Genomic DNA, 18802 nt, shown 5'->3' with positions numbered 1-18802 from the left:
AATGTTCCAAATGCTTATTTATCGGATCACTGCACGCGACTTAAGTGCTTCCAAGCACAAGTCCACCAGCTCATCGACGCTTTTTTCGCCCGCTGGTAAATCGACTTCCGGATTCTTCGGTGCTTGATATTCAGAATCAATACCAGTAAAGTTAGGAATTTCTCCCGCACGTGCTTTGCGGTACAAACCTTTAGGATCGCGACCTTCGCAGACTTCTAGAGATGCATTGACGAACACTTCGATAAACTCACCTTTTGGCAATAAGTCGCGCACTAGTTGTCGCTCTGCACGATGCGGTGAAATGAACGCCGACAACACAATTAAGCCTGCATCCGCCATCAGTTTAGCCAGTTCACCAATACGACGAATGTTCTCGCGGCGATCCTGTTCAGAAAAGCCCAAATCGCTACACAAGCCATGTCGCACATTGTCACCATCCAATAAATAGGTGTGGTAACCCAATGCTGCAAGGCGATTTTCCAACGCCCCTGCTACGGTTGATTTACCCGCTCCAGATAAGCCGGTAAACCACAATACAGCAGGTTTTTGCTTCTTTAATTCAGCACGAAACTGTTTATCGACCGAATGCTGGTGCCAAACAATGTTTTCATCTTTTACCGTCGTTTCGGCAGTCATAACGTATCCTTGTAAATATCGGAATTAAAACGGGAAGAAGACCGGAATCAAAGTAAGTACTAATACAGAGTACACAATCGAAATCGGCACACCAATTCTCACATAGTCGGTCAATTTGTAATTTCCTACGCTGTACACCAGCAAGTTGGTTTGATAACCGTAGGGAGAAATAAAGCTCGCACTGGCGCCAAACAAGACCGCCATAATGAATGGCATCGGATCAACGCCATAACCGACCGCCATGCTATAGCCAATAGGAAAAGAAAGCGCAGCCGCGGCATTATTCGTCACCAATTCAGTGAGTACCAATGTCATGATGTAAGTTGCGACCAAGGCTCCAAACACGCCCCAGCCATTGAACGCTTCAATAAACATCGCTCCCATTCTCTCTGACAAGCCGGAAGAGATCATCAATTGAGCGATGGACAAAGCAGAGCCGACAATCACAACGATATCAATTGGGAAACGGCGGCGCAGTTCTGAAATCTGTACAATGCCAAACGCGATAAGTGCGATAAGATACGCGGCAAGGCCTTTAATAATTGGTACTAGCTCTAATAACGCACACCCAATTACGGCAGCAAAGCCCAGTAGTACGATGGAGGATTTATTCGTATCAAGCCGAGCGCTAGAGTCCAAATCATGCACTAAAACAAACTCTTTACGATGAGCTCGGCGCTCCGATTCAAAACGCTTCCCCGGAACCAGAACTAACGTGTCACCTGGCGCTAAGGTAATGCTACCCAAACCGCCCTCTAGGCGCTCATGGCCACGACGAATAGCGACAACAACGGCATCAAAGCGGTCACGGAATCGGCTCTCTTTAAGTGTTTTATAGCAAAACGTCGCGGATGAGCTCACCACAACTTCAATAAAATTTTGCCCATTCAAGTGCTGCTGACCAAAAAGCTTGAGGCCCGGAATTTCTTGCAGGGTCGCGACGCTCTCAACATCACCACAAAACAACAAACGGTCTTTCGCATTGAGTACAAAATCCGGTCCTACAGAGGAAACCGTCACGCCATCTCGTACAACCTCCGCAAGAAACAGTTTGCGCAGCGCACGTAAATTATTCTCGCTGACCGTGCGCCCAACTAACGGTGAACCAGGCTCTACGCGAGACTCAAGAAAGTACGGTAAATCTTCTTGGCTTTGATCATCATAGTTAGGCAGTAAGTAACTGAGCGGGATAAGAATCAGCATTCCTCCCACCAAAACCGCCAAGCCAATCATCGTGGGTGTAAAAAAGCTCAGGCTCGGCAAACCGGCATCTTCAACAAAGCTGTTGATGATTAAGTTAGTCGACGTACCTATCAAAGTTAATGTGCCACCAAAAATGGCCGCGTAAGACAGCGGGATGAGTAATTTCGAAGGCGCATGCTGCTGATTACGCTTAATCGCCCCAATCAATGAGACAACCACAGCGGTATTATTCGTGAATGAAGAGAGCAAGGCCGTTGATACACCGAGCTTAGCGATCACACTACCTAACTGGCCTTCAGAAATACTACGGCTCACCCAACTGATTAGTAACGTTTTTTCTAAAGCACACGATGCAAGAATCAATAGAACCAGAGTCAATAACGAAGAGTTGGTAAAGTTGGATGCGATCGTGGCTGAATCCATCATTCCCGCCATAAATGCAATAAAAGCGGCACCCGCAAAGACATAACTAGGCTTAATTTTTGTGACAAGCAAACAAGTGATAATGCCAAGCAAAATCGCTAATACAAACCCTTGTTCCCACATAGCCTTTCCTTACCAAATCGCCCAAAGGGCACAACAACGGCTCATTTATCCGTGAGACACCAGACAAACGAGTAAACAGACCAAAATCAGCGCAAGCGAAAAGAACATCAGAATGCTCGGTTTTCTTGGGCTTTACCGAAGCATTCTGGTATTAGGAGAATAACCTAACTGCATTTCGCAACTCAGTTAGGCAGCGACGCCCCAAGCACAACAACAGATAGAATCAGAGCTTATTGTGCTCGGGCGCGCCAATTACTTTTTCAGCAATTGGCTGACGTCTTTTGCTTCCCAGTGTGGGAAGTGTTTACGCACAAGTGCATTCAGCTCAACTTCAAACGCAGAGATGTCCGTCAAATCGCGCTCAACCACCGCGAGGCTTTCTTTGACCATGCCTGCACCGACCGTCACGTTCGTCAGACGATCGATAATGATGAAGCCGCCGGTATCAGCACAATCTTGGTAATTGTCCAGCGCAACTGACTCATTGAGAGACCATTCACACAAGCCAATACCATTCAATGGCAGCTCTGCCGCACTATGAGTCGATAGGTTGTTGATATCATATTGGTGACGAATCGCTTCAACATGGCCCACAGTTTTCTTACCCGCGATTTTGATGTCGTAGTCACGGCCCGGTTGCAGAGGTTGCTCTGTCATCCATACCACATCGGCAAGCAAGTGGTTTGTGGTTTCCACTTGAGCATTGTCTAGGACAATCAAATCGCCACGGCTAATATCGATCTCATCGCTTAGCGTCAGAGTGACCGCCAACCCAGCACGAGCTTCCTCAATATCACCATCAAACGTAACAATGCGTGCCACGGTTGACGTTTTCCCCGATGGCAATGCTTTGATGGCATCACCGACTTTGATCGAACCTGAAGAAATCGTCCCCGCAAAACCACGGAAATCGAGGTTAGGACGGTTAACGTATTGCACAGGGAAGCGGAACTCACCCGCACCTTTTTCTTGATCCACATCGACCGTTTCAAGAAGTTCAAGCAATGACGGGCCTTTAAACCAGCTTAGGTTTTGCCCTTTATCCACCACATTGTCACCTTCAAGCGCCGAAATCGGGATGATTTGAATATCAATATCCCCGGTCAGGTTCTCAGAAAACTTAAGATACTCATCGCGGATTTCTTCAAAGCGCTCTTGAGAGTAATCCACTAAATCCATCTTGTTGATCGCCACAACAAAGTGTTTCAAACCCAGTAGGTTGGAAATAAAAGAGTGACGACGAGTTTGATCAAGAATGCCTTTACGTGCATCAACTAAGATCACCGCTAAGTCACACGTCGATGCGCCTGTTGCCATATTGCGCGTGTACTGCTCGTGCCCAGGAGTATCGGCGATGATGAACTTACGTTTCTGCGTCGAGAAATAGCGGTAAGCTACATCAATTGTGATCCCCTGCTCGCGCTCAGCTTGTAAGCCATCGACCAACAACGCAAGGTCAGGCTTTTCACCCGTGGTGCCCACACGTTGGCTGTCTGAGTGCACTGCCGCTAGCTGATCTTCATAAATTTGTTTTGAGTCATGGAGTAAGCGACCGATTAGTGTACTTTTACCGTCATCTACCGAGCCACAAGTCAAGAATCTAAGTAACGACTTGTACTGGTGTTGTGTTAAATAGCCTTCGATACCAAGCTCGGCTAATTGAGCTTCAACTGCACTGTTCATTATCTTTCCTTAGATCCTTTAGAAGTAACCTTGACGTTTCTTTAGCTCCATCGATCCTGACTGATCGTGGTCGATCGCTCGACCTTGGCGTTCACTCGACGTTGCCACCAGCATCTCTTCGATAATGCCGGTCAAAGTGTTCGCTTCAGACTCGATAGCCCCAGTTAATGGATAACAACCAAGAGTACGGAAACGCACACTCTTCTCTTCGATCACTTCACCCGGTTGAAGCTCCATACGATCATCATCAACCATGATCAGCATGCCATCGCGTTCAACAACTGGGCGTTTGTCCGCGAGGTAAAGCGGCACGATCTCGATGTTTTCTAAATAGATGTATTGCCAGATATCAAGCTCAGTCCAGTTCGAAAGTGGGAATACACGAATGCTCTCCCCTTTATTGACCTGACCGTTGTACGTCTTCCACAGCTCAGGACGCTGGTTTTTAGGGTCCCATGTATGGTTCTTATCGCGGAATGAATACACGCGCTCTTTTGCGCGTGATTTCTCTTCGTCGCGGCGCGCACCACCAAAGGCCGCATCAAAACCGTACTTGTTCAGCGCTTGTTTTAAGCCTTGAGTCTTCATGATGTCAGTGTGCTTAGAAGAACCATGAACAAACGGACTGCAGCCCATGGCTAGACCTTCTGGGTTCTTATGTACCAAAAGCTCAAAGCCGTATTTGGCAGCGGTGCGATCGCGAAACTCAATCATCTCGCGGAATTTCCAGTCGGTATCGACATGCAAAAGTGGGAATGGAATTTTGCCCGGGTAAAACGCTTTACGCGCTAGGTGCAGCATCACTGATGAGTCTTTACCAATCGAATACATCATGACTGGGTTATCAAACTCAGCCGCAACTTCGCGGATAATATGGATACTCTCCGCTTCGAGTTGTTTAAGGTGAGTTAAACGTTGTTGGTCCATGTTTTGTATTTCCTTTTTAAGCTTGAAGGCGCATTACGTCTCTAATCTTTGGTCTGAAATTATATGGAGTTGGCAATAGCACTTTTGTTGAATTCAGTACTAGACAAAAACCAGTCTAACTTTTGAGACAGTCGCACTACCTCTCCGACAACAATCAAAGATGGCGATTGTGCTTCCTTCGATAAATCAGAGAGTTGGGATAGTTCTCCCGTAAATACTTTTTGTTGAATCTGCGTGCCACGCTCAATAATGGCAATCGGAGTCGACGCTGAACGACCATGCTTAATGAGTTGATTCTGAATATAGTGTGATTTCATCAGCCCCATGTAGATCACTAAAGTCTGATTCCCACGCGCCAACGTGGACCAATCCATCTCATCACTTTCTTCTTTCAAGTGGCCAGTCACAAAGATGGCCGATTGCGCATAATCACGATGAGTCAGTGGAATACCAGCATAAGCGGTTGCGCCAGCTGCTGCGGTAATGCCAGGGACAACTTGAAAACGAACGCCAGCATCAGCAAGCACTTCTAACTCTTCACCACCACGACCGAATACAAACGGATCCCCACCTTTAATGCGCACTACTTTGTAGCCCTGCTTGGCAAAATCCACCAAAAGCTGATTCGTCTTCTCCTGCGGCACACTGTGATGCCCAGCTCGCTTCCCAACGCACACTAAAATCGTATCGCTAGGGATCAATGCCATGATTTCTTCAGACACCAAGTAGTCGTACAAAACCACATCGGCTTGCTGCAAACAGTTCAGTGCTTTCACTGTCAAAAGTTCAGGATCACCCGGCCCCGCCCCCACTAAGGCGACTTCACCAGGCTGTAGCGATTGCTTTGCAAAACGAGTAACACCAGCTACTGGGTTGTCAGAAACTAACCGGGGCTTTGGTTTAGGAAAAGAAGTGACTGAATCGTTCGTTGCCATTTGCTTGCTCATCGTCCATTGATATCGTTATGCAAGCATTATGGCGGGGCGTTTATATTACCTGAAATTCTAAAATTTCATTTTTTATTCAAAAATCTGCTAAGAAGTTTTTGTTTGGTCTCATTCAAAAGCGTGAAAAAGTCGGCGGTTAATATGAATAAGGTTCAGTAAACTGATTTCTGTTCACAGTTTTCTGTATCTTTATCATTAAGTTGCACCAGCGTTTGATACATTACGCGGTACGATTCCCCCTTCCCATTGAATTGGAGCACCAAATGAAAGTGGCAGTTCACCCTATTTCCCTCGCAGTGTTAAGTGGCATGCTAACGCTTGCGGGCCCTGCGATGGCCGATACCATCAAGCTTCGTATTATCGAAACCACCGACATTCACACCAACGTGATGGATTACGATTACTACAAAGACCAACCATCACAGCAAATTGGTTTAAGTCGCGCTGCGACCATAGTGAAACAGGCTAAGTCCGAGGCAGAAAACACGGTATTAGTTGATAACGGCGACTTAATTCAGGGCAGCCCAATGGGTGATTACATGGCTGCGAAAGGGATTAACGCTGGCGATGTGCACCCAGTCTACAAGGCGATGAACCAACTAGACTACGATGTGGGCAACATTGGCAATCATGAGTTCAACTATGGCCTAGACTTTCTACAAAAGACGTTGGCGGGCGCTAACTTCCCTTACATCAACGCAAACGTATTTGATAAAAAAACCGGTAAGCATTACTTCAAGCCTTACCTGATCAAAACCCACACCTTTAAAGACACAAACGGCGAAGCGCATCAAATAAAAGTGGGTTATATCGGCTTTGTACCACCACAAATTATGGTATGGGACAAGAAGAACTTAGAAGGCAAAGTCTTTGCTAAAGACATTAAGGAAACAGCAGAGAAACTGATTCCTCAAATGAAGAAAGAAGGCGCAGACGTGATTGTGGCGATTCCACACTCGGGCATTTCTACTGACCCATATAAGCTAGGCGCTGAAAACTCAGTTTACTACCTCACAGAAGTTGAAGGTATTGATGCGATTGCTTTTGGCCACTCTCACGCCGTCTTCCCTGGGAAAGACTTTGCAAACCTACCTGGTGTTGATACCGAGAAAGGGACCATCAATGGTGTGACGTCAGTGATGCCTGGTCGCTGGGGAAGTCATGTAGGTGTGATGGATTTGATGCTGAAAGAGGAAGACGGCAGATGGCAAGTAGTTGAAGGCCAAGCAGAAGCACGCCCTATCTTCGATAAAGTAAATAAGAAGTCATTAGCTAAAGCCGATGAGGGTATTGTGAAAGCGTTAGAAGAGGATCACAAAGGCACTCGTGAATTTGTAAACCAACCAATCGGCAAAGCAAATGATGTCATGTACAGCTTCTTGGCATTAGTGCAGGACGACCCAACCATTCAGATCGTTAACCTTGCTCAGAAAGATTACGTGGAACGCTTTATTCAAGGCGACCCAGATCTCGCTGACATTCCAGTATTGAGTGCCGCAGCACCATTTAAAGTCGGGGGGCGTAAGAACGATCCGAATAACTTTACAGAAGTCGAATCCGGTCAGCTCACCTTCCGTAATGCTGCCGATCTTTATTTATATCCCAACACCTTGGTCGCGATGAAAGTGAAAGGTAAAGAGGTTCGCGAATGGCTAGAGTGCAGCGCGGGTCAATTCAACCACATCGACATCAACAATCCTGAACCGCAATCTTTGATTGATTGGGATAATTTCCGTACGTACAACTTCGATGTCATTGATGGGGTGAACTACCAGATCGATATCACCCAACCGCCCAAATACGATGCGAGTTGCAAAGTGATTAATCCAGATTCTCAGCGTATTGTGAATCTGACATTCAATGGTAAGCCTGTTGATTCGAAGCAGGACTTCATCATCGCAACCAATAACTACCGTGCTTATAGCAATACCTTCCCTGGTACGGGCCCAGACTTTATTGCGTTTGACGCACCAGATGAAAACCGCTCTGTCGTCGCCGCTTATATTTCTCGCGTGAGTGAAGAAAAAGGTGAAGTGACACCAAGCGCTGACAACAACTGGTCTTTCGCACCGATTAAATCCGATAAAAAGCTAGATATTCGCTTCGAAACATCTCCTAGCGATAAAGCGGCGCAATTCATTAAAGATAAAGGTCAATACCCAATGAAACGTGTCGCGACTGACGACATTGGTTTCGCGATTTACCAAATCGATCTGAATAAGTAAGGCTGATTTGACAACAACGCTAAGCGGCTCTCATGAGCCGCTTTTTTGTTATCAATAAAACCCGTTAGAATAAAGAAAACCGTTTCTGAGTTATCACATGCACAGCGATCTTTTTTCAGACTTAGTCAATCATGGCTTCTTAGACACAGAAGCAAACCAACTTATCGAAAATGGTGAGTTACTCGAACTGCCTACGCGCCACATTCTTAACCACCAAGGAGAGTTTAGCTCGCACCTTTACTTCATTATTGAAGGGTTATGCCATGCAAGCTATCTCACTGAGCAGGGCAAAGAGTTCAGTAAAGAGTTTTATTGGGAGAAAGACTGGGTTATCGGCTTTGAGAGCATAATTAAGAACCAACCTTCGCCTTACTTATTGGAAACGCTGAGCGCTTGTCAGCTATTTTGCTTACCAATTGAAACGCTGCATCACTGGCGAGCAGAAAAGCACGCCATTTACTTAAAGCTACTCGAAAACCAACTGGTTAATAAAGAGAATAAAGAACGCTTTATGTTGCTCTACTCGCCAGAGGAACGATATCAATTATTTTGCGCTCATTACCCAGATTTAGAGCAACGTATTACCGATAGTCAAATTGCGGCCTACCTGGGCATTACGCCAATCAGTTTGAGTCGAATCAAAGCACGTTTAACCAAAGGTCACACTCTCAAATAAACTCAAAAAAGAAAAAAGCTCTTCAAACGAAGAGCTTTTTCTCTGCTATTTGAGCTATTTAAGAATTCGCGCCCGGAACTGGCGCCCTTTCATCTTGCCGTTACTAATGGTCTGTAGAGCCTTTTTAGCCACAGACTTTTCGACGGCAACATAAGCGCGCACAGGGAATAGGTGAATCTTGCCAACTTGAGAGCCTGGGATACCATTTTTCCCCGTCAGACACCCTAAGATATCACCCGGTCGTACTTTCTGTTTCTTACCGCCATCAATGTTAATCGTCACCATCTTCGCTTGGTATGGCTGCTGATTTGATTTGGCAGGCAATGTTGCTGGTACCACGTCCATGTCCAGGTATTCTTCAATACGAGCTACACGCAAACCGTCTTTCTCTCCAAAGAAGCTGAACGCCAAACCTTTACTACCTGCACGGCCTGTACGACCGATACGGTGTACATGAACCTCAGGATCGCGCGATAGCTCAAAGTTAAAGACTGCATCAAGGTTATCTACGTCCAAACCACGCGCCGCGACGTCTGTTGCGACAAGGATAGAAACACTCTTGTTAGCAAACTGCACCAATGCTTGATCGCGTTCACGCTGTTCTAAGTCCCCATGGATATCGATAACGCTGAATCCTTTGCGATGCAACTCATCTGCGACACTTTGCACTTCTTTTTTGGTATTGCAAAAAACCACAGCGGACTCTGGTTGGTGAGTCAGTAGCAAGTTCGCCAACGCTTCATCACGCGCTTCCGAACCTTCAACTTTGTAGAAATGCTGAGCAATGCTTGAGGTATCATGAGTCGATTCCACCTTAATGACTTCAGGCGTCTGCATAATACGCTGCGCAATTTGCTCAATTTTCTCTGGGAAAGTAGCACTGAAAAGTAGAGTTTGACGCTGCTTTGGCGCTGCATCAATAATCGCATCTAATGCGTCTTGGAAACCCATGTCCAGCATGCGATCAGCTTCATCTAGCACCAAGGTATTCAGCTCGCTAAGGTTAATGCGGCCTTTCTCAAGGTGATCCAAAATACGGCCAGGTGTGCCGACTAGGATATGCGCTCCATGCTCCAGCGAACCAATTTGTGGCCCCATTGGCATCCCACCGCAGAGAGTAAGCACTTTAATATTATGAATGCCACGACCTAAAGTACGAATTTCCTTCGCGACTTGATCCGCCAGCTCACGAGTTGGACACAATACTAATGACTGGACACGAAAGCGTTTGACGTTAAGGTTCGATAAAACACCCAAACCAAATGCAGCGGTTTTACCTGAGCCCGTTTTACCCTGCCCGATGACATCACGATGTTTTAGGATTGCAGGCAAACTCAAAGCTTGAATTGGCGTCATGTGGGTGTAGTTCAGGGAATCAAGTGTGGCGAGTAACGCTGGGTTTAGCCCGACTTGATCAAAAGTTTGTTTGCTCACGGGAATATCCTCAGGTGAGATGAAAAGAGGGCACATTATCACCAGATTTGGTGGGAAAACCAGTGATAATTAACCTTTGTTAATGAGTATGAGTACAAAACAAAGTAAAGTCAGTCACTCTACTCTCATGACGGATGACAACATGCTCACTTGGATTACTTTGCCCTTTGCTCAACTGACAACCACACAATTGTATACAATGATGAAATTACGTGTGGATGTATTCGTCGTTGAACAAACCTGCCCTTATCCTGAACTGGATGGCAAAGACACACTGGAAGGTGTTTATCATCTAATAGGTTACCACGGTGATGAACTTGTTGCTTGCGCACGATTGCTACCCGCTGGCACGACGTATGACAATGTGAGCATTGGTCGAGTCGTCACCAAACAAACTGTGCGTGGTGATGGTCTGGGACATAAGTTGCTGAAAGAGGCATTAACACAGTGTGAAATATTGTGGCCAGGACAGACGATTGATATAGGAGCTCAAGAGCATCTCATCCAGTTTTATGCGAGTCATGGATTCAAAGTTATTTCTGATCGCTACCTAGAGGATGGTATTCCTCATGTGGATATGCGAAAAGAAGCCGTAGCGATATAACGCGTTCATTGCTAGTTTAACTAATTTATAGATAAACTAAAAAGACGCGATACCTTCGCGTCTTTAGTTCATTTGAAGCATCTACTTGTTGCGCCCAAAGGTCCCATCCGATAAGCGGAAAAACATGACGGACCGGCCGCTTTTTTCTAGTTGCAGCATATCCAACTCGCCTTTATCGCTAAGCTTAAAGCGAATCAATTGTCCTTGTTTAATTTGGCTCAGCGGCTTATCACTGCCTTCGATTTTTACTAGAGCGCTAAGATCCGCCATCGAGAGCTGATTACTTCTGAAAACCTGCGCTAACGTGTCGCCATTTTTAACCATGTACTCTTTCCAGTCTTCGGATTTCGGCCCAGAATTCTGAGAGGTTCTTTGCTGGCTTAAACTCTGTGCATTCAGCTGAATCGCTACGCGCTGATGATCGACCTCAGCTTGCTCAACTGATTGTTCTGTTTTATTCGGCAAAGGAATAACAAGGAGTACCAGAATCAATGGAACTAAAACCATCAAAGCTCGTTGATGGAATTTCGGTAGGCGCAGCCAAAACTGCTTAACAGGCTGTATACGCTCCAACCATTGCTCTTTGTTGAAAGGCTGCTTCCAGTCGATAGCAGCGAATTTTTGTTTAACCAATTCGACATAGTCGACTTGCTGCTTTTTCTTTCTGCGACGATTCATTTTAATGAGTCCCTTAATACTTCTACTGCCAGTATAAAAATACCGACGCGGAGAGTATATGTTTTTCACTAAACTAAAATGGAATTTGGATTAAATTAGCAGAAATTTCACTTGGAGTAAGAGATAAGTCACACCCTGGCCGCCTCAATTAAGCATTCAGTCGCAATCATTTAAACCTAAGCTCGAAACTGATATCCTGTTGCCTTTATCACTCCTAACAAGAGCGACATTCATGTCTGAAATTAAATTTGAAACTGCAGAACAAAAAGCAAGCTACGGCATTGGTCTGCAAATGGGTCAGCAACTTGCAGGTTCTGGTCTTGAAGGTCTTAGCGTTGATGCTATCGCAGCGGGTATTGCAACAGCACTAACTGGTGACATGCCATCAATCGAAATTGATGAAATCAACAAAGCACTACAAGAACTTCACACTCGTGCAGAAACCGCTCGCCAAGAAGCAGCGAAAATTGCAGCAGCAGAAGGCGAAGCGTTCCTAAAAGACAACGCACTACGCCCTGAAGTTAATGTTCTAGACTCTGGCCTTCAGTACGAAATCATTTCTGAAGGTACTGGTGCAGTTCCAACAGCAGAAAGCTCAGTTCGCGTTCACTACCACGGTGAGCTAACTGACGGTACTGTATTCGATAGCTCTGTATCTCGCGGTCAACCAGCTGAATTCCCTGTTACAGGCGTAATCAAAGGCTGGGTAGAAGCACTACAACTAATGCCTGTTGGTTCTAAGTGGAAACTATACGTACCACAAGACCTTGCGTACGGTGAGCGTGGCGCTGGTGCAGCTATCCCTCCATTCGCAGCACTAGTTTTCGAAGTAGAACTACTAGATATTCTTTAATTGAAACCATTTTCAATTATGATTTAATAAAACGGCGCATTAGCGCCGTTTTTTTTGTCTAAACTGAATAGACTTTCTCACCTCTAAACCTTTCATTCTGATAGCCTTTAAAACAATAAAATCACGTTAAAAACGCTCAACCTTCGGAGGTACTATGCGTAAAACACTCCTGACTCTGGCACTCTTATCAATGAACATTGGTAGTGCACACGCATTCTTAGATTCCGTCACGCAAAAAAGTAAAGAAAGTGGCCTAATGGATATGGTAGGTAGTAGCCTGAACACTGAATCATCTCCATTAACAGACATGCTAACTAGCCAATTACCTGTATCTACAGAACAAGCGGCTGGAGGTAGTGGCGCACTACTCGCTTTGGCTCAAAGCCAGCTTTCACAAGAAAATAGCAGTGAATTACAGTCTTTGATTCCTGGGCTTTCAAACTTGCAAGGAGCACAAAGCTTACTGGGGAATATTGAGAATATCAGTGCAGTAAAAAGTGCATTCGATACGTTGGGTTTAGATCCCTCTATGATCAGTCAGTTTGCTCCAGTAATCTTGGATTACTTGAACAAGCAAGGCGCTAGCGAGGGACTTCTAAGTTCATTGGGCGGGTTGTGGAATACTAGTAAATAAGCGCAAGTGATAATCACTTTTTAAATTGCCAGTCTACATGGAGTAAAATAAATGCAGGCTGGATATAAAGATTTACTGAATCGCAGATACAAAAAAGCCGAGCTAACGCTCGGCTTTCTCGTTCTTACGAACTGATTACTCAGCAGCTTCTTCAGCAGCTGGGCGATCTACAAGCTCAATGTAAGCCATTGGAGCTTTATCACCAGCACGGAAGCCAGCTTTTAGGATACGAGTGTAACCGCCCTGACGAGCAGCAAAACGTGGACCTAGTTCGTTAAATAGTTTTGCAACTACTTCGTTGTCACGAGTACGTGCAAATGCTAGACGACGGTTAGCAACACTGTCAGTCTTAGCTAGTGTAATCAAAGGCTCAACTACGCGACGTAGCTCTTTTGCTTTTGGCAAAGTAGTCTTGATAACTTCATGACGTACTAGAGAGCTAGCCATGTTGCTGAACATCGCTTTGCGATGTGAGCTGTTGCGGTTGAGTTGACGACCACTCTTACGATGGCGCATGACCTAATCCTTCTAACTAGTATCGATTAATCTTCAGCGATTGATGCAGGTGGCCAGTTTTCTAGGCGCATGCCCAGAGACAGACCACGTGACGCAAGTACGTCTTTAATCTCAGTAAGAGATTTTTTACCAAGGTTAGGCGTTTTAAGTAGCTCAACCTCAGTACGTTGTACTAGATCACCGATGTAGTGAATCGCTTCTGCTTTCAGACAGTTAGCAGAGCGAACTGTTAGTTCAAGATCGTCTACAGGACGCAGTAGGATCGGATCGAATTCTGGCTTCTCTTCTTTCTCCTCAGGAACTCGTACATCACGAAGATCTACGAATGCATCCAATTGTTCAGCTAGGATTGTAGCTGCACGACGGATTGCTTCCTCAGGTTCTAGAGTACCGTTTGTTTCCATATCGATAACAAGCTTGTCTAGATCAGTGCGCTGTTCTACACGAGCTGCTTCTACAGCGTAGGCAATTTTGTCTACTGGGCTGTAAGTAGCATCTACTAGTAGGCGACCGATTGGACGCTCGTCTTCTTCGTTATGGATACGCGCAGAAGCTGGAACATAACCACGACCACGTTCTACTTTAATACGCATTGCGATTTCAGCGTTGTCATCCGTTAGGTGACAAATAACGTGTTCAGGGTTAGCGATCTCTACATCACCATCATGGGTGATGTCACCTGCAACCACAGGGCCCGAGCCTGATTTGTTCAAAGTAATGAACACTTCATCTTTGCCTTCAGCAACACGCACTGCCAAACCTTTAAGGTTTAGAAGGATTTCAAGAATATCTTCTTGTACACCTTCTTTAGTGCTGTACTCGTGAAGTACGCCTTCGATTTCTACTTCTGTCACTGCACAACCAGGCATAGAAGATAGAAGAATGCGGCGAAGTGCATTACCCAGAGTATGACCAAAGCCACGCTCTAATGGCTCAAGAGTTACTTTTGCGTGAGTCGAGCTGATTTGTTCGATGTCAACTAGACGTGGCTTAAGAAATTCTGTTACAGAACCCTGCATTGTGTCCTCTCTTTAGTTTAAACCTTACTTAGAGTAAAGCTCGACGATCAATTGTTCGTTGATGTCAGCTGATAGATCAGAACGCTCAGGCATACGCTTGAATGTACCTTCCATCTTGCCACCATCTACTTCAATCCAAGTTGGTTTTTCACGTTGTTCAGCAACTTCTAGAGCAGCTTTAATACGAGCTTGCTGTTTAGCTTTCTCGCGAATAGAAACAACGTCATTAGCCGCTACTTTGAAAGAAGGAACGTTTACAACTTTACCGTTTACTAGGATAGCTTTGTGGCTAACTAGCTGACGTGCTTCTGCGCGAGTTGCACCAAAGCCCATGCGGTAAACTACGTTATCAAGACGACCTTCAAGAAGCTGAAGTAGGTTTTCACCAGTGTTGCCTTTTAGGCGAGCAGCTTCTTTGTAGTAGTTACGGAATTGTTTTTCTAGAACGCCGTACATACGACGTACTTTTTGCTTCTCACGAAGCTGAACGCCATACTCAGATAGACGACCGCGACGAGCGCCGTGTACACCTGGTGCGTTATCAATTTTACACTTGGTATCGATCGCGCGAACACCAGACTTAAGGAATAAGTCAGTGCCTTCACGACGGCTAAGCTTCAGCTTAGGACCCAAATATCTTGCCATGATTCTTCTCCAATTGTCCTAGAAACGTTATACGCGACGTTTCTTAGGTGGACGACAACCGTTATGAGGGATTGGTGTAGCATCAACGATGTTTGTGATGCGGAAACCAGCGGCGTTTAGTGCACGAACAGTAGATTCGCGACCTGGACCAGGACCCTTAACCATAACTTCCAAGTTCTTTAGGCCGTATTCTTTAGCCATTTCAGCACAACGCTCAGCAGCAACCTGTGCAGCGAACGGAGTAGACTTACGAGAACCACGGAAACCAGAACCACCTGCAGTAGCCCATGCAAGAGCGTTACCTTGACGGTCAGTAATGGTTACGATTGTGTTATTGAAAGAAGCATGGATGTGCGCAACGCCATCTGCAACTTGCTTGCGTACGCGCTTACGAGCGCGAGTTGGTTGTTTAGCCATTGTACTCTACCTTCCCGATTATTTCTTGATCGGCTTACGCGGACCCTTACGGGTGCGAGCGTTGGTTTTAGTACGCTGTCCACGTAGTGGTAGACTGCGACGATGACGAAGACCACGGTAACAGCCAAGGTCCATAAGACGCTTGATGTTCATAGATACTTCACGACGTAGATCACCTTCTACAGTGTACTTAGCTACACCATCACGCAGTTGATCGATCTGCTCTTCAGTTAGTTCACTGATCTTAACATTTTCAGCAATACCCACTTCAGCTAGGATAGCTTGAGAGCGAGTTTTACCGATGCCGTAGATCGCTGTTAGAGCGATTACTGCATGTTTCTGATCAGGAATGTTAATGCCTGCTATACGGGCCATTATTCACTCCTAAGTGTTTCTATAAAAGAATTAGCCGCAGCAAAGCCCGTTATGGATACGCTGCGGAATACTACTTCTTTTGCACGCAAAAGGTAGGCCGAGGAATATACTCGACCCAACCTTCATTTTCAAGTAAAAATTTCTGCTAATTAGCCTTGGCGCTGTTTGTGCTTTGGCTCACTGCAAATCACGCGAACGACACCGTTACGCTTGATTACTTTACAGTTACGGCAGATTTTTTTAACGGAAGCACGAACTTTCATTGCTAAACTCCGTAAATGAAACTGAGTCTACCGCCGGATTAACGGCCGTAGCCTTTCAGATTCGCTTTCTTCAACACAGAATCATACTGTTGAGACATCAGATGAGTCTGTACCTGTGCCATAAAGTCCATAATTACAACAACTACGATTAGTAGCGATGTACCGCCGAAGTAGAAACGTACGTTCCACGCGACCATCATGAACTCGGGAATCAGACAGATAAAGGTAATGTACAGTGCACCAGCAAGGGTTAAACGTGTCATTACTTTATCAATGTACTTCGCTGTCTGCTCACCTGGGCGGATACCGGGTACGAATGCACCAGACTTCTTCAAGTTATCTGCTGTTTCACGCGGGTTGAAAACCAACGCCGTGTAGAAAAAACAGAAGAAGATAATTGCTGCTGCATAAAGCATTACATACAACGGTTGACCTGGGCTAAGAGCCAAAGACACGTCAGTTAACCAACCGAACGCGCTGCTCTCGCCGTTTTGACCAAACCACTGAGCCAATGTTCCTGGGAACAAGATAATGCTTGATGCAAAAATCGCTGGAATTACACCTGCCATGTTAATTTTAAGAGGCAGATGCGAGCTTTGCGCAGCAAATACTTTACGACCTTGTTGACGCTTCGCGTAGTTAACGACGATTCGGCGTTGACCACGTTCCATGAAAACAACGAAGTAAATGACTGCAAAAGCTAATACCGCGATTAGCAACAGAAGAAGTACATGCAATTCACCTTGACGCGCTTGCTCGATTGTTTGACCGATTGCAGAAGGCAATCCAGCAACAATACCTGCAAAAATCAGTATCGAAATACCGTTACCAATTCCTCGCTCTGTAATTTGTTCACCTAACCACATTAAGAACATGGTACCGGTTACTAAACTTACGGTAGCAATTAGCGTAAACATGGTTTGGTTGATAACAACCAGATTGTCGACCATGTTTGGTAGGCCAGTTGCAATACCTATAGCTTGGAAGGTTGCAAGTACAAGCGTGCCGTAGCGTGTGTATTGGCTGATCTTACGACGGCCTGCTTCACCCTCTTTTTTGAGTTCAGCTAACGCTGGATGAACTACAGTTAGCAATTGGACAACAATAGATGCCGAAATATACGGCATGATGCCCAATGCTAATATAGATGCACGCTCAAGAGCACCACCGGAGAACATGTTAAACATTTCAACGATGGTACCTTTTTGCTGTTCGAACAAATCGGCAAGTACAGCAGCGTCAATACCAGGAATCGGCACAAAGGAGCCGGCTCGGAATACTAAAAGTGCACCAATTACGAATAACAAGCGCGACTTTAGTTCACTTAAGCCGCTCTGAGCACTACGAAAATCTTGTCCTGGTTTCTTAGCCATCTGTACCTCGTTCCTCGAGATTATTCCTCGATTTTACCGCCTGCAGCTTCGATTGCAGCTTTAGCGCCTTTAGTCACACGTAGACCTTTCACAGTCACTGCTTTGTTGATTTCACCAGAAAGAACAACTTTTACAAATTCGATGTTCTTAGTGATGATGTTAGCAGCTTTAAGACTGTTTAGATCAACTACGTCACCAGAAACTTTCGCTAGCTCAGCTAGACGAACTTCAGCAGACACTAGGCTCTTACGAGAAGTGAAACCGAATTTTGGTAGACGTTGTTTCAGAGGCATCTGACCGCCTTCGAAACCTGGACGAACACTGCCGCCAGAACGTGATTTTTGACCTTTGTGACCACGGCCACCAGTTTTACCTAGGCCTGAACCGATACCACGACCTACTCGCTTCGCAGAAGTTTTCGCGCCAGCAGCCGGTGCTAGAGTATTCAAACGCATTCTGATTACTCCTCAACTTTAACCATGTAGTAAACCTTGTTGATCATACCGCGAATACACGGAGTATCTTCAAGTTCTACTGTGTGGTTGATTTTACGAAGACCTAGACCGCGCAAAGTAGCTTTGTGCTTTGGCAGACGACCAATTGAGCTTTTAGTTTGAGTTACTTTAATAGTTGCCATGGTGTTCTTACTCCGAAATAGATTCAACAGTTAGACCACGTTTAGCAGCAACCATTTCTGGTGACTTCATGCTACCTAGTGCATCGATCGTTGCACGAACGATGTTGATAGGGTTCGTAGAACCGTACGCTTTAGATAGTACGTTGTGTACACCAGCAACTTCTAGTACTGCACGCATCGCACCACCTGCGATAACACCAGTACCTTCTGCAGCAGGCTGCATGTAAACTTTAGAGCCCGAATGGCGACCTTTCACTGGGTGGTGAAGAGTGCCTTCGTTTAGAGCGATCGTAGTCATGTTACGACGCGCTTTTTCCATTGCTTTTTGAATCGCTGCAGGTACTTCACGAGCTTTGCCGTAACCGAAACCTACACGACCATTACCGTCACCAACTACTGTTAGTGCAGTGAAGCTCATGATTCGACCGCCTTTAACCGTCTTAGATACGCGGTTAACTGCGATTAGCTTTTCTTGCAAATCATTCGCTTGAACTTGTTGTTCTTTAGCCAT

At 45.6% G+C, this 18802-nt stretch carries 22 protein-coding genes; 5 read left to right on the top strand and 17 right to left on the bottom strand.

The features are described from left to right. Nucleotides 1-18 precede the first annotated feature (18 nt). The 5 genes from cysC to cobA form a co-directional block, all read right to left on the bottom strand. Entirely contained in the window at nucleotides 19-636 is a 618-nt protein-coding gene (gene cysC / locus MSG33_RS16950; RefSeq protein WP_248381513.1) for an adenylyl-sulfate kinase, read from the bottom strand. Nucleotides 637-660: 24 nt separating this feature from the next. Next, nucleotides 661-2385 carry an SLC13 family permease gene (locus MSG33_RS16945; RefSeq protein WP_005392351.1) on the bottom strand — a complete coding sequence of 575 codons (1725 nt, stop codon included), beginning with the start codon at nucleotides 2383-2385 and terminating at the stop codon, nucleotides 661-663. A gap of 252 nt (nucleotides 2386-2637) precedes the next feature. Further along, nucleotides 2638-4068, bottom strand: coding sequence for a sulfate adenylyltransferase subunit CysN (gene cysN / locus MSG33_RS16940; protein WP_046874053.1), 1431 nt, complete (start codon nucleotides 4066-4068; stop codon nucleotides 2638-2640). 18 nt (nucleotides 4069-4086) lie between these two features. After that, the gene (gene cysD, locus MSG33_RS16935; protein ID WP_005379592.1) at nucleotides 4087-4995 is read right to left on the bottom strand and encodes a sulfate adenylyltransferase subunit CysD; all 909 of its coding nucleotides are present in this window, start codon (nucleotides 4993-4995) and stop codon (nucleotides 4087-4089) included. 59 nt (nucleotides 4996-5054) lie between these two features. After that, nucleotides 5055-5930: a uroporphyrinogen-III C-methyltransferase gene (gene cobA / locus MSG33_RS16930; protein ID WP_031780800.1), complete on the bottom strand. Its 876-nt coding sequence runs from the start codon at nucleotides 5928-5930 to the stop codon at nucleotides 5055-5057. Nucleotides 5931-6205: 275 nt separating this feature from the next. Here cobA and cpdB point away from each other — a divergent pair, with 275 nt between their 5' ends. Continuing rightward, nucleotides 6206-8167 carry a 2',3'-cyclic-nucleotide 2'-phosphodiesterase gene (gene cpdB / locus MSG33_RS16925; RefSeq protein ID WP_248381511.1) on the top strand — a complete coding sequence of 654 codons (1962 nt, stop codon included), beginning with the start codon at nucleotides 6206-6208 and terminating at the stop codon, nucleotides 8165-8167. A gap of 97 nt (nucleotides 8168-8264) precedes the next feature. Then, nucleotides 8265-8843 carry a Crp/Fnr family transcriptional regulator gene (locus tag MSG33_RS16920; RefSeq protein ID WP_248381509.1) on the top strand — a complete coding sequence of 193 codons (579 nt, stop codon included), beginning with the start codon at nucleotides 8265-8267 and terminating at the stop codon, nucleotides 8841-8843. A 54-nt stretch (nucleotides 8844-8897) separates the two neighbouring features. Here MSG33_RS16920 and dbpA read toward each other — a convergent pair whose 3' ends face one another. Next, a complete protein-coding gene (gene dbpA, locus MSG33_RS16915; protein WP_226421507.1) occupies nucleotides 8898-10277 on the bottom strand; it encodes an ATP-dependent RNA helicase DbpA in 1380 nt (459 codons plus the stop codon). 142 nt (nucleotides 10278-10419) lie between these two features. Between dbpA and MSG33_RS16910 the strand changes: the two genes are divergently transcribed. After that, nucleotides 10420-10881 carry a GNAT family N-acetyltransferase gene (locus MSG33_RS16910; RefSeq protein WP_248381584.1) on the top strand — a complete coding sequence of 154 codons (462 nt, stop codon included), beginning with the start codon at nucleotides 10420-10422 and terminating at the stop codon, nucleotides 10879-10881. Nucleotides 10882-10962: 81 nt separating this feature from the next. Here the strand turns inward: MSG33_RS16910 and MSG33_RS16905 are convergent, their stop codons facing one another. Next, complete coding sequence (locus MSG33_RS16905; protein WP_248381507.1) at nucleotides 10963-11559, bottom strand: LysM-like peptidoglycan-binding domain-containing protein; 597 nt, start codon at nucleotides 11557-11559, stop codon at nucleotides 10963-10965. A 232-nt stretch (nucleotides 11560-11791) separates the two neighbouring features. Between MSG33_RS16905 and MSG33_RS16900 the strand changes: the two genes are divergently transcribed. Both MSG33_RS16900 and MSG33_RS16895 read left to right on the top strand, forming a co-directional pair. Next, the gene (locus MSG33_RS16900; protein ID WP_005392370.1) at nucleotides 11792-12412 is read left to right on the top strand and encodes an FKBP-type peptidyl-prolyl cis-trans isomerase; all 621 of its coding nucleotides are present in this window, start codon (nucleotides 11792-11794) and stop codon (nucleotides 12410-12412) included. A 154-nt stretch (nucleotides 12413-12566) separates the two neighbouring features. Next, a complete protein-coding gene (locus MSG33_RS16895; protein WP_012841172.1) occupies nucleotides 12567-13046 on the top strand; it encodes a DUF2780 domain-containing protein in 480 nt (159 codons plus the stop codon). A gap of 135 nt (nucleotides 13047-13181) precedes the next feature. Here MSG33_RS16895 and rplQ read toward each other — a convergent pair whose 3' ends face one another. The 10 genes from rplQ to rpsE form a co-directional block, all read right to left on the bottom strand. Further along, a complete protein-coding gene (rplQ, locus tag MSG33_RS16890; RefSeq protein WP_005383141.1) occupies nucleotides 13182-13562 on the bottom strand; it encodes a 50S ribosomal protein L17 in 381 nt (126 codons plus the stop codon). Between the two features lie 26 nt (nucleotides 13563-13588). Continuing rightward, on the bottom strand, nucleotides 13589-14581 hold the full coding sequence (gene rpoA, locus MSG33_RS16885; protein WP_005383143.1) for a DNA-directed RNA polymerase subunit alpha: 993 nt from the start codon (nucleotides 14579-14581) through the stop codon (nucleotides 13589-13591). Nucleotides 14582-14605: 24 nt separating this feature from the next. Next, entirely contained in the window at nucleotides 14606-15226 is a 621-nt protein-coding gene (rpsD, locus tag MSG33_RS16880; protein ID WP_005383146.1) for a 30S ribosomal protein S4, read from the bottom strand. 27 nt (nucleotides 15227-15253) lie between these two features. Beyond that, nucleotides 15254-15643, bottom strand: coding sequence for a 30S ribosomal protein S11 (gene rpsK, locus MSG33_RS16875; protein WP_001118870.1), 390 nt, complete (start codon nucleotides 15641-15643; stop codon nucleotides 15254-15256). A gap of 18 nt (nucleotides 15644-15661) precedes the next feature. Further along, nucleotides 15662-16018, bottom strand: coding sequence for a 30S ribosomal protein S13 (gene rpsM / locus MSG33_RS16870; protein WP_005383154.1), 357 nt, complete (start codon nucleotides 16016-16018; stop codon nucleotides 15662-15664). 149 nt (nucleotides 16019-16167) lie between these two features. Beyond that, nucleotides 16168-16281, bottom strand: coding sequence for a 50S ribosomal protein L36 (rpmJ, locus tag MSG33_RS16865; RefSeq protein ID WP_000868186.1), 114 nt, complete (start codon nucleotides 16279-16281; stop codon nucleotides 16168-16170). 38 nt (nucleotides 16282-16319) lie between these two features. After that, on the bottom strand, nucleotides 16320-17654 hold the full coding sequence (gene secY, locus MSG33_RS16860; RefSeq protein ID WP_005379562.1) for a preprotein translocase subunit SecY: 1335 nt from the start codon (nucleotides 17652-17654) through the stop codon (nucleotides 16320-16322). A gap of 20 nt (nucleotides 17655-17674) precedes the next feature. Next, nucleotides 17675-18109 carry a 50S ribosomal protein L15 gene (gene rplO / locus MSG33_RS16855; RefSeq protein WP_005383155.1) on the bottom strand — a complete coding sequence of 145 codons (435 nt, stop codon included), beginning with the start codon at nucleotides 18107-18109 and terminating at the stop codon, nucleotides 17675-17677. A 5-nt stretch (nucleotides 18110-18114) separates the two neighbouring features. Continuing rightward, nucleotides 18115-18291, bottom strand: a complete 177-nt coding sequence (gene rpmD / locus MSG33_RS16850) for a 50S ribosomal protein L30 (protein ID WP_005379565.1) — start codon at nucleotides 18289-18291, stop codon at nucleotides 18115-18117. Between the two features lie 7 nt (nucleotides 18292-18298). Next, nucleotides 18299-18802, bottom strand: a complete 504-nt coding sequence (gene rpsE, locus MSG33_RS16845; RefSeq protein ID WP_004745894.1) for a 30S ribosomal protein S5 — start codon at nucleotides 18800-18802, stop codon at nucleotides 18299-18301.

It is taken from the genome of Vibrio sp. 1CM7H (assembly GCF_023161645.1).
In the GTDB taxonomy this organism is placed as follows: domain Bacteria; phylum Pseudomonadota; class Gammaproteobacteria; order Enterobacterales; family Vibrionaceae; genus Vibrio; species Vibrio diabolicus.
The sequence above is the reverse complement of the archived record's forward strand: the minus strand, read 5'-3'. Positions and strand labels throughout refer to the sequence as shown.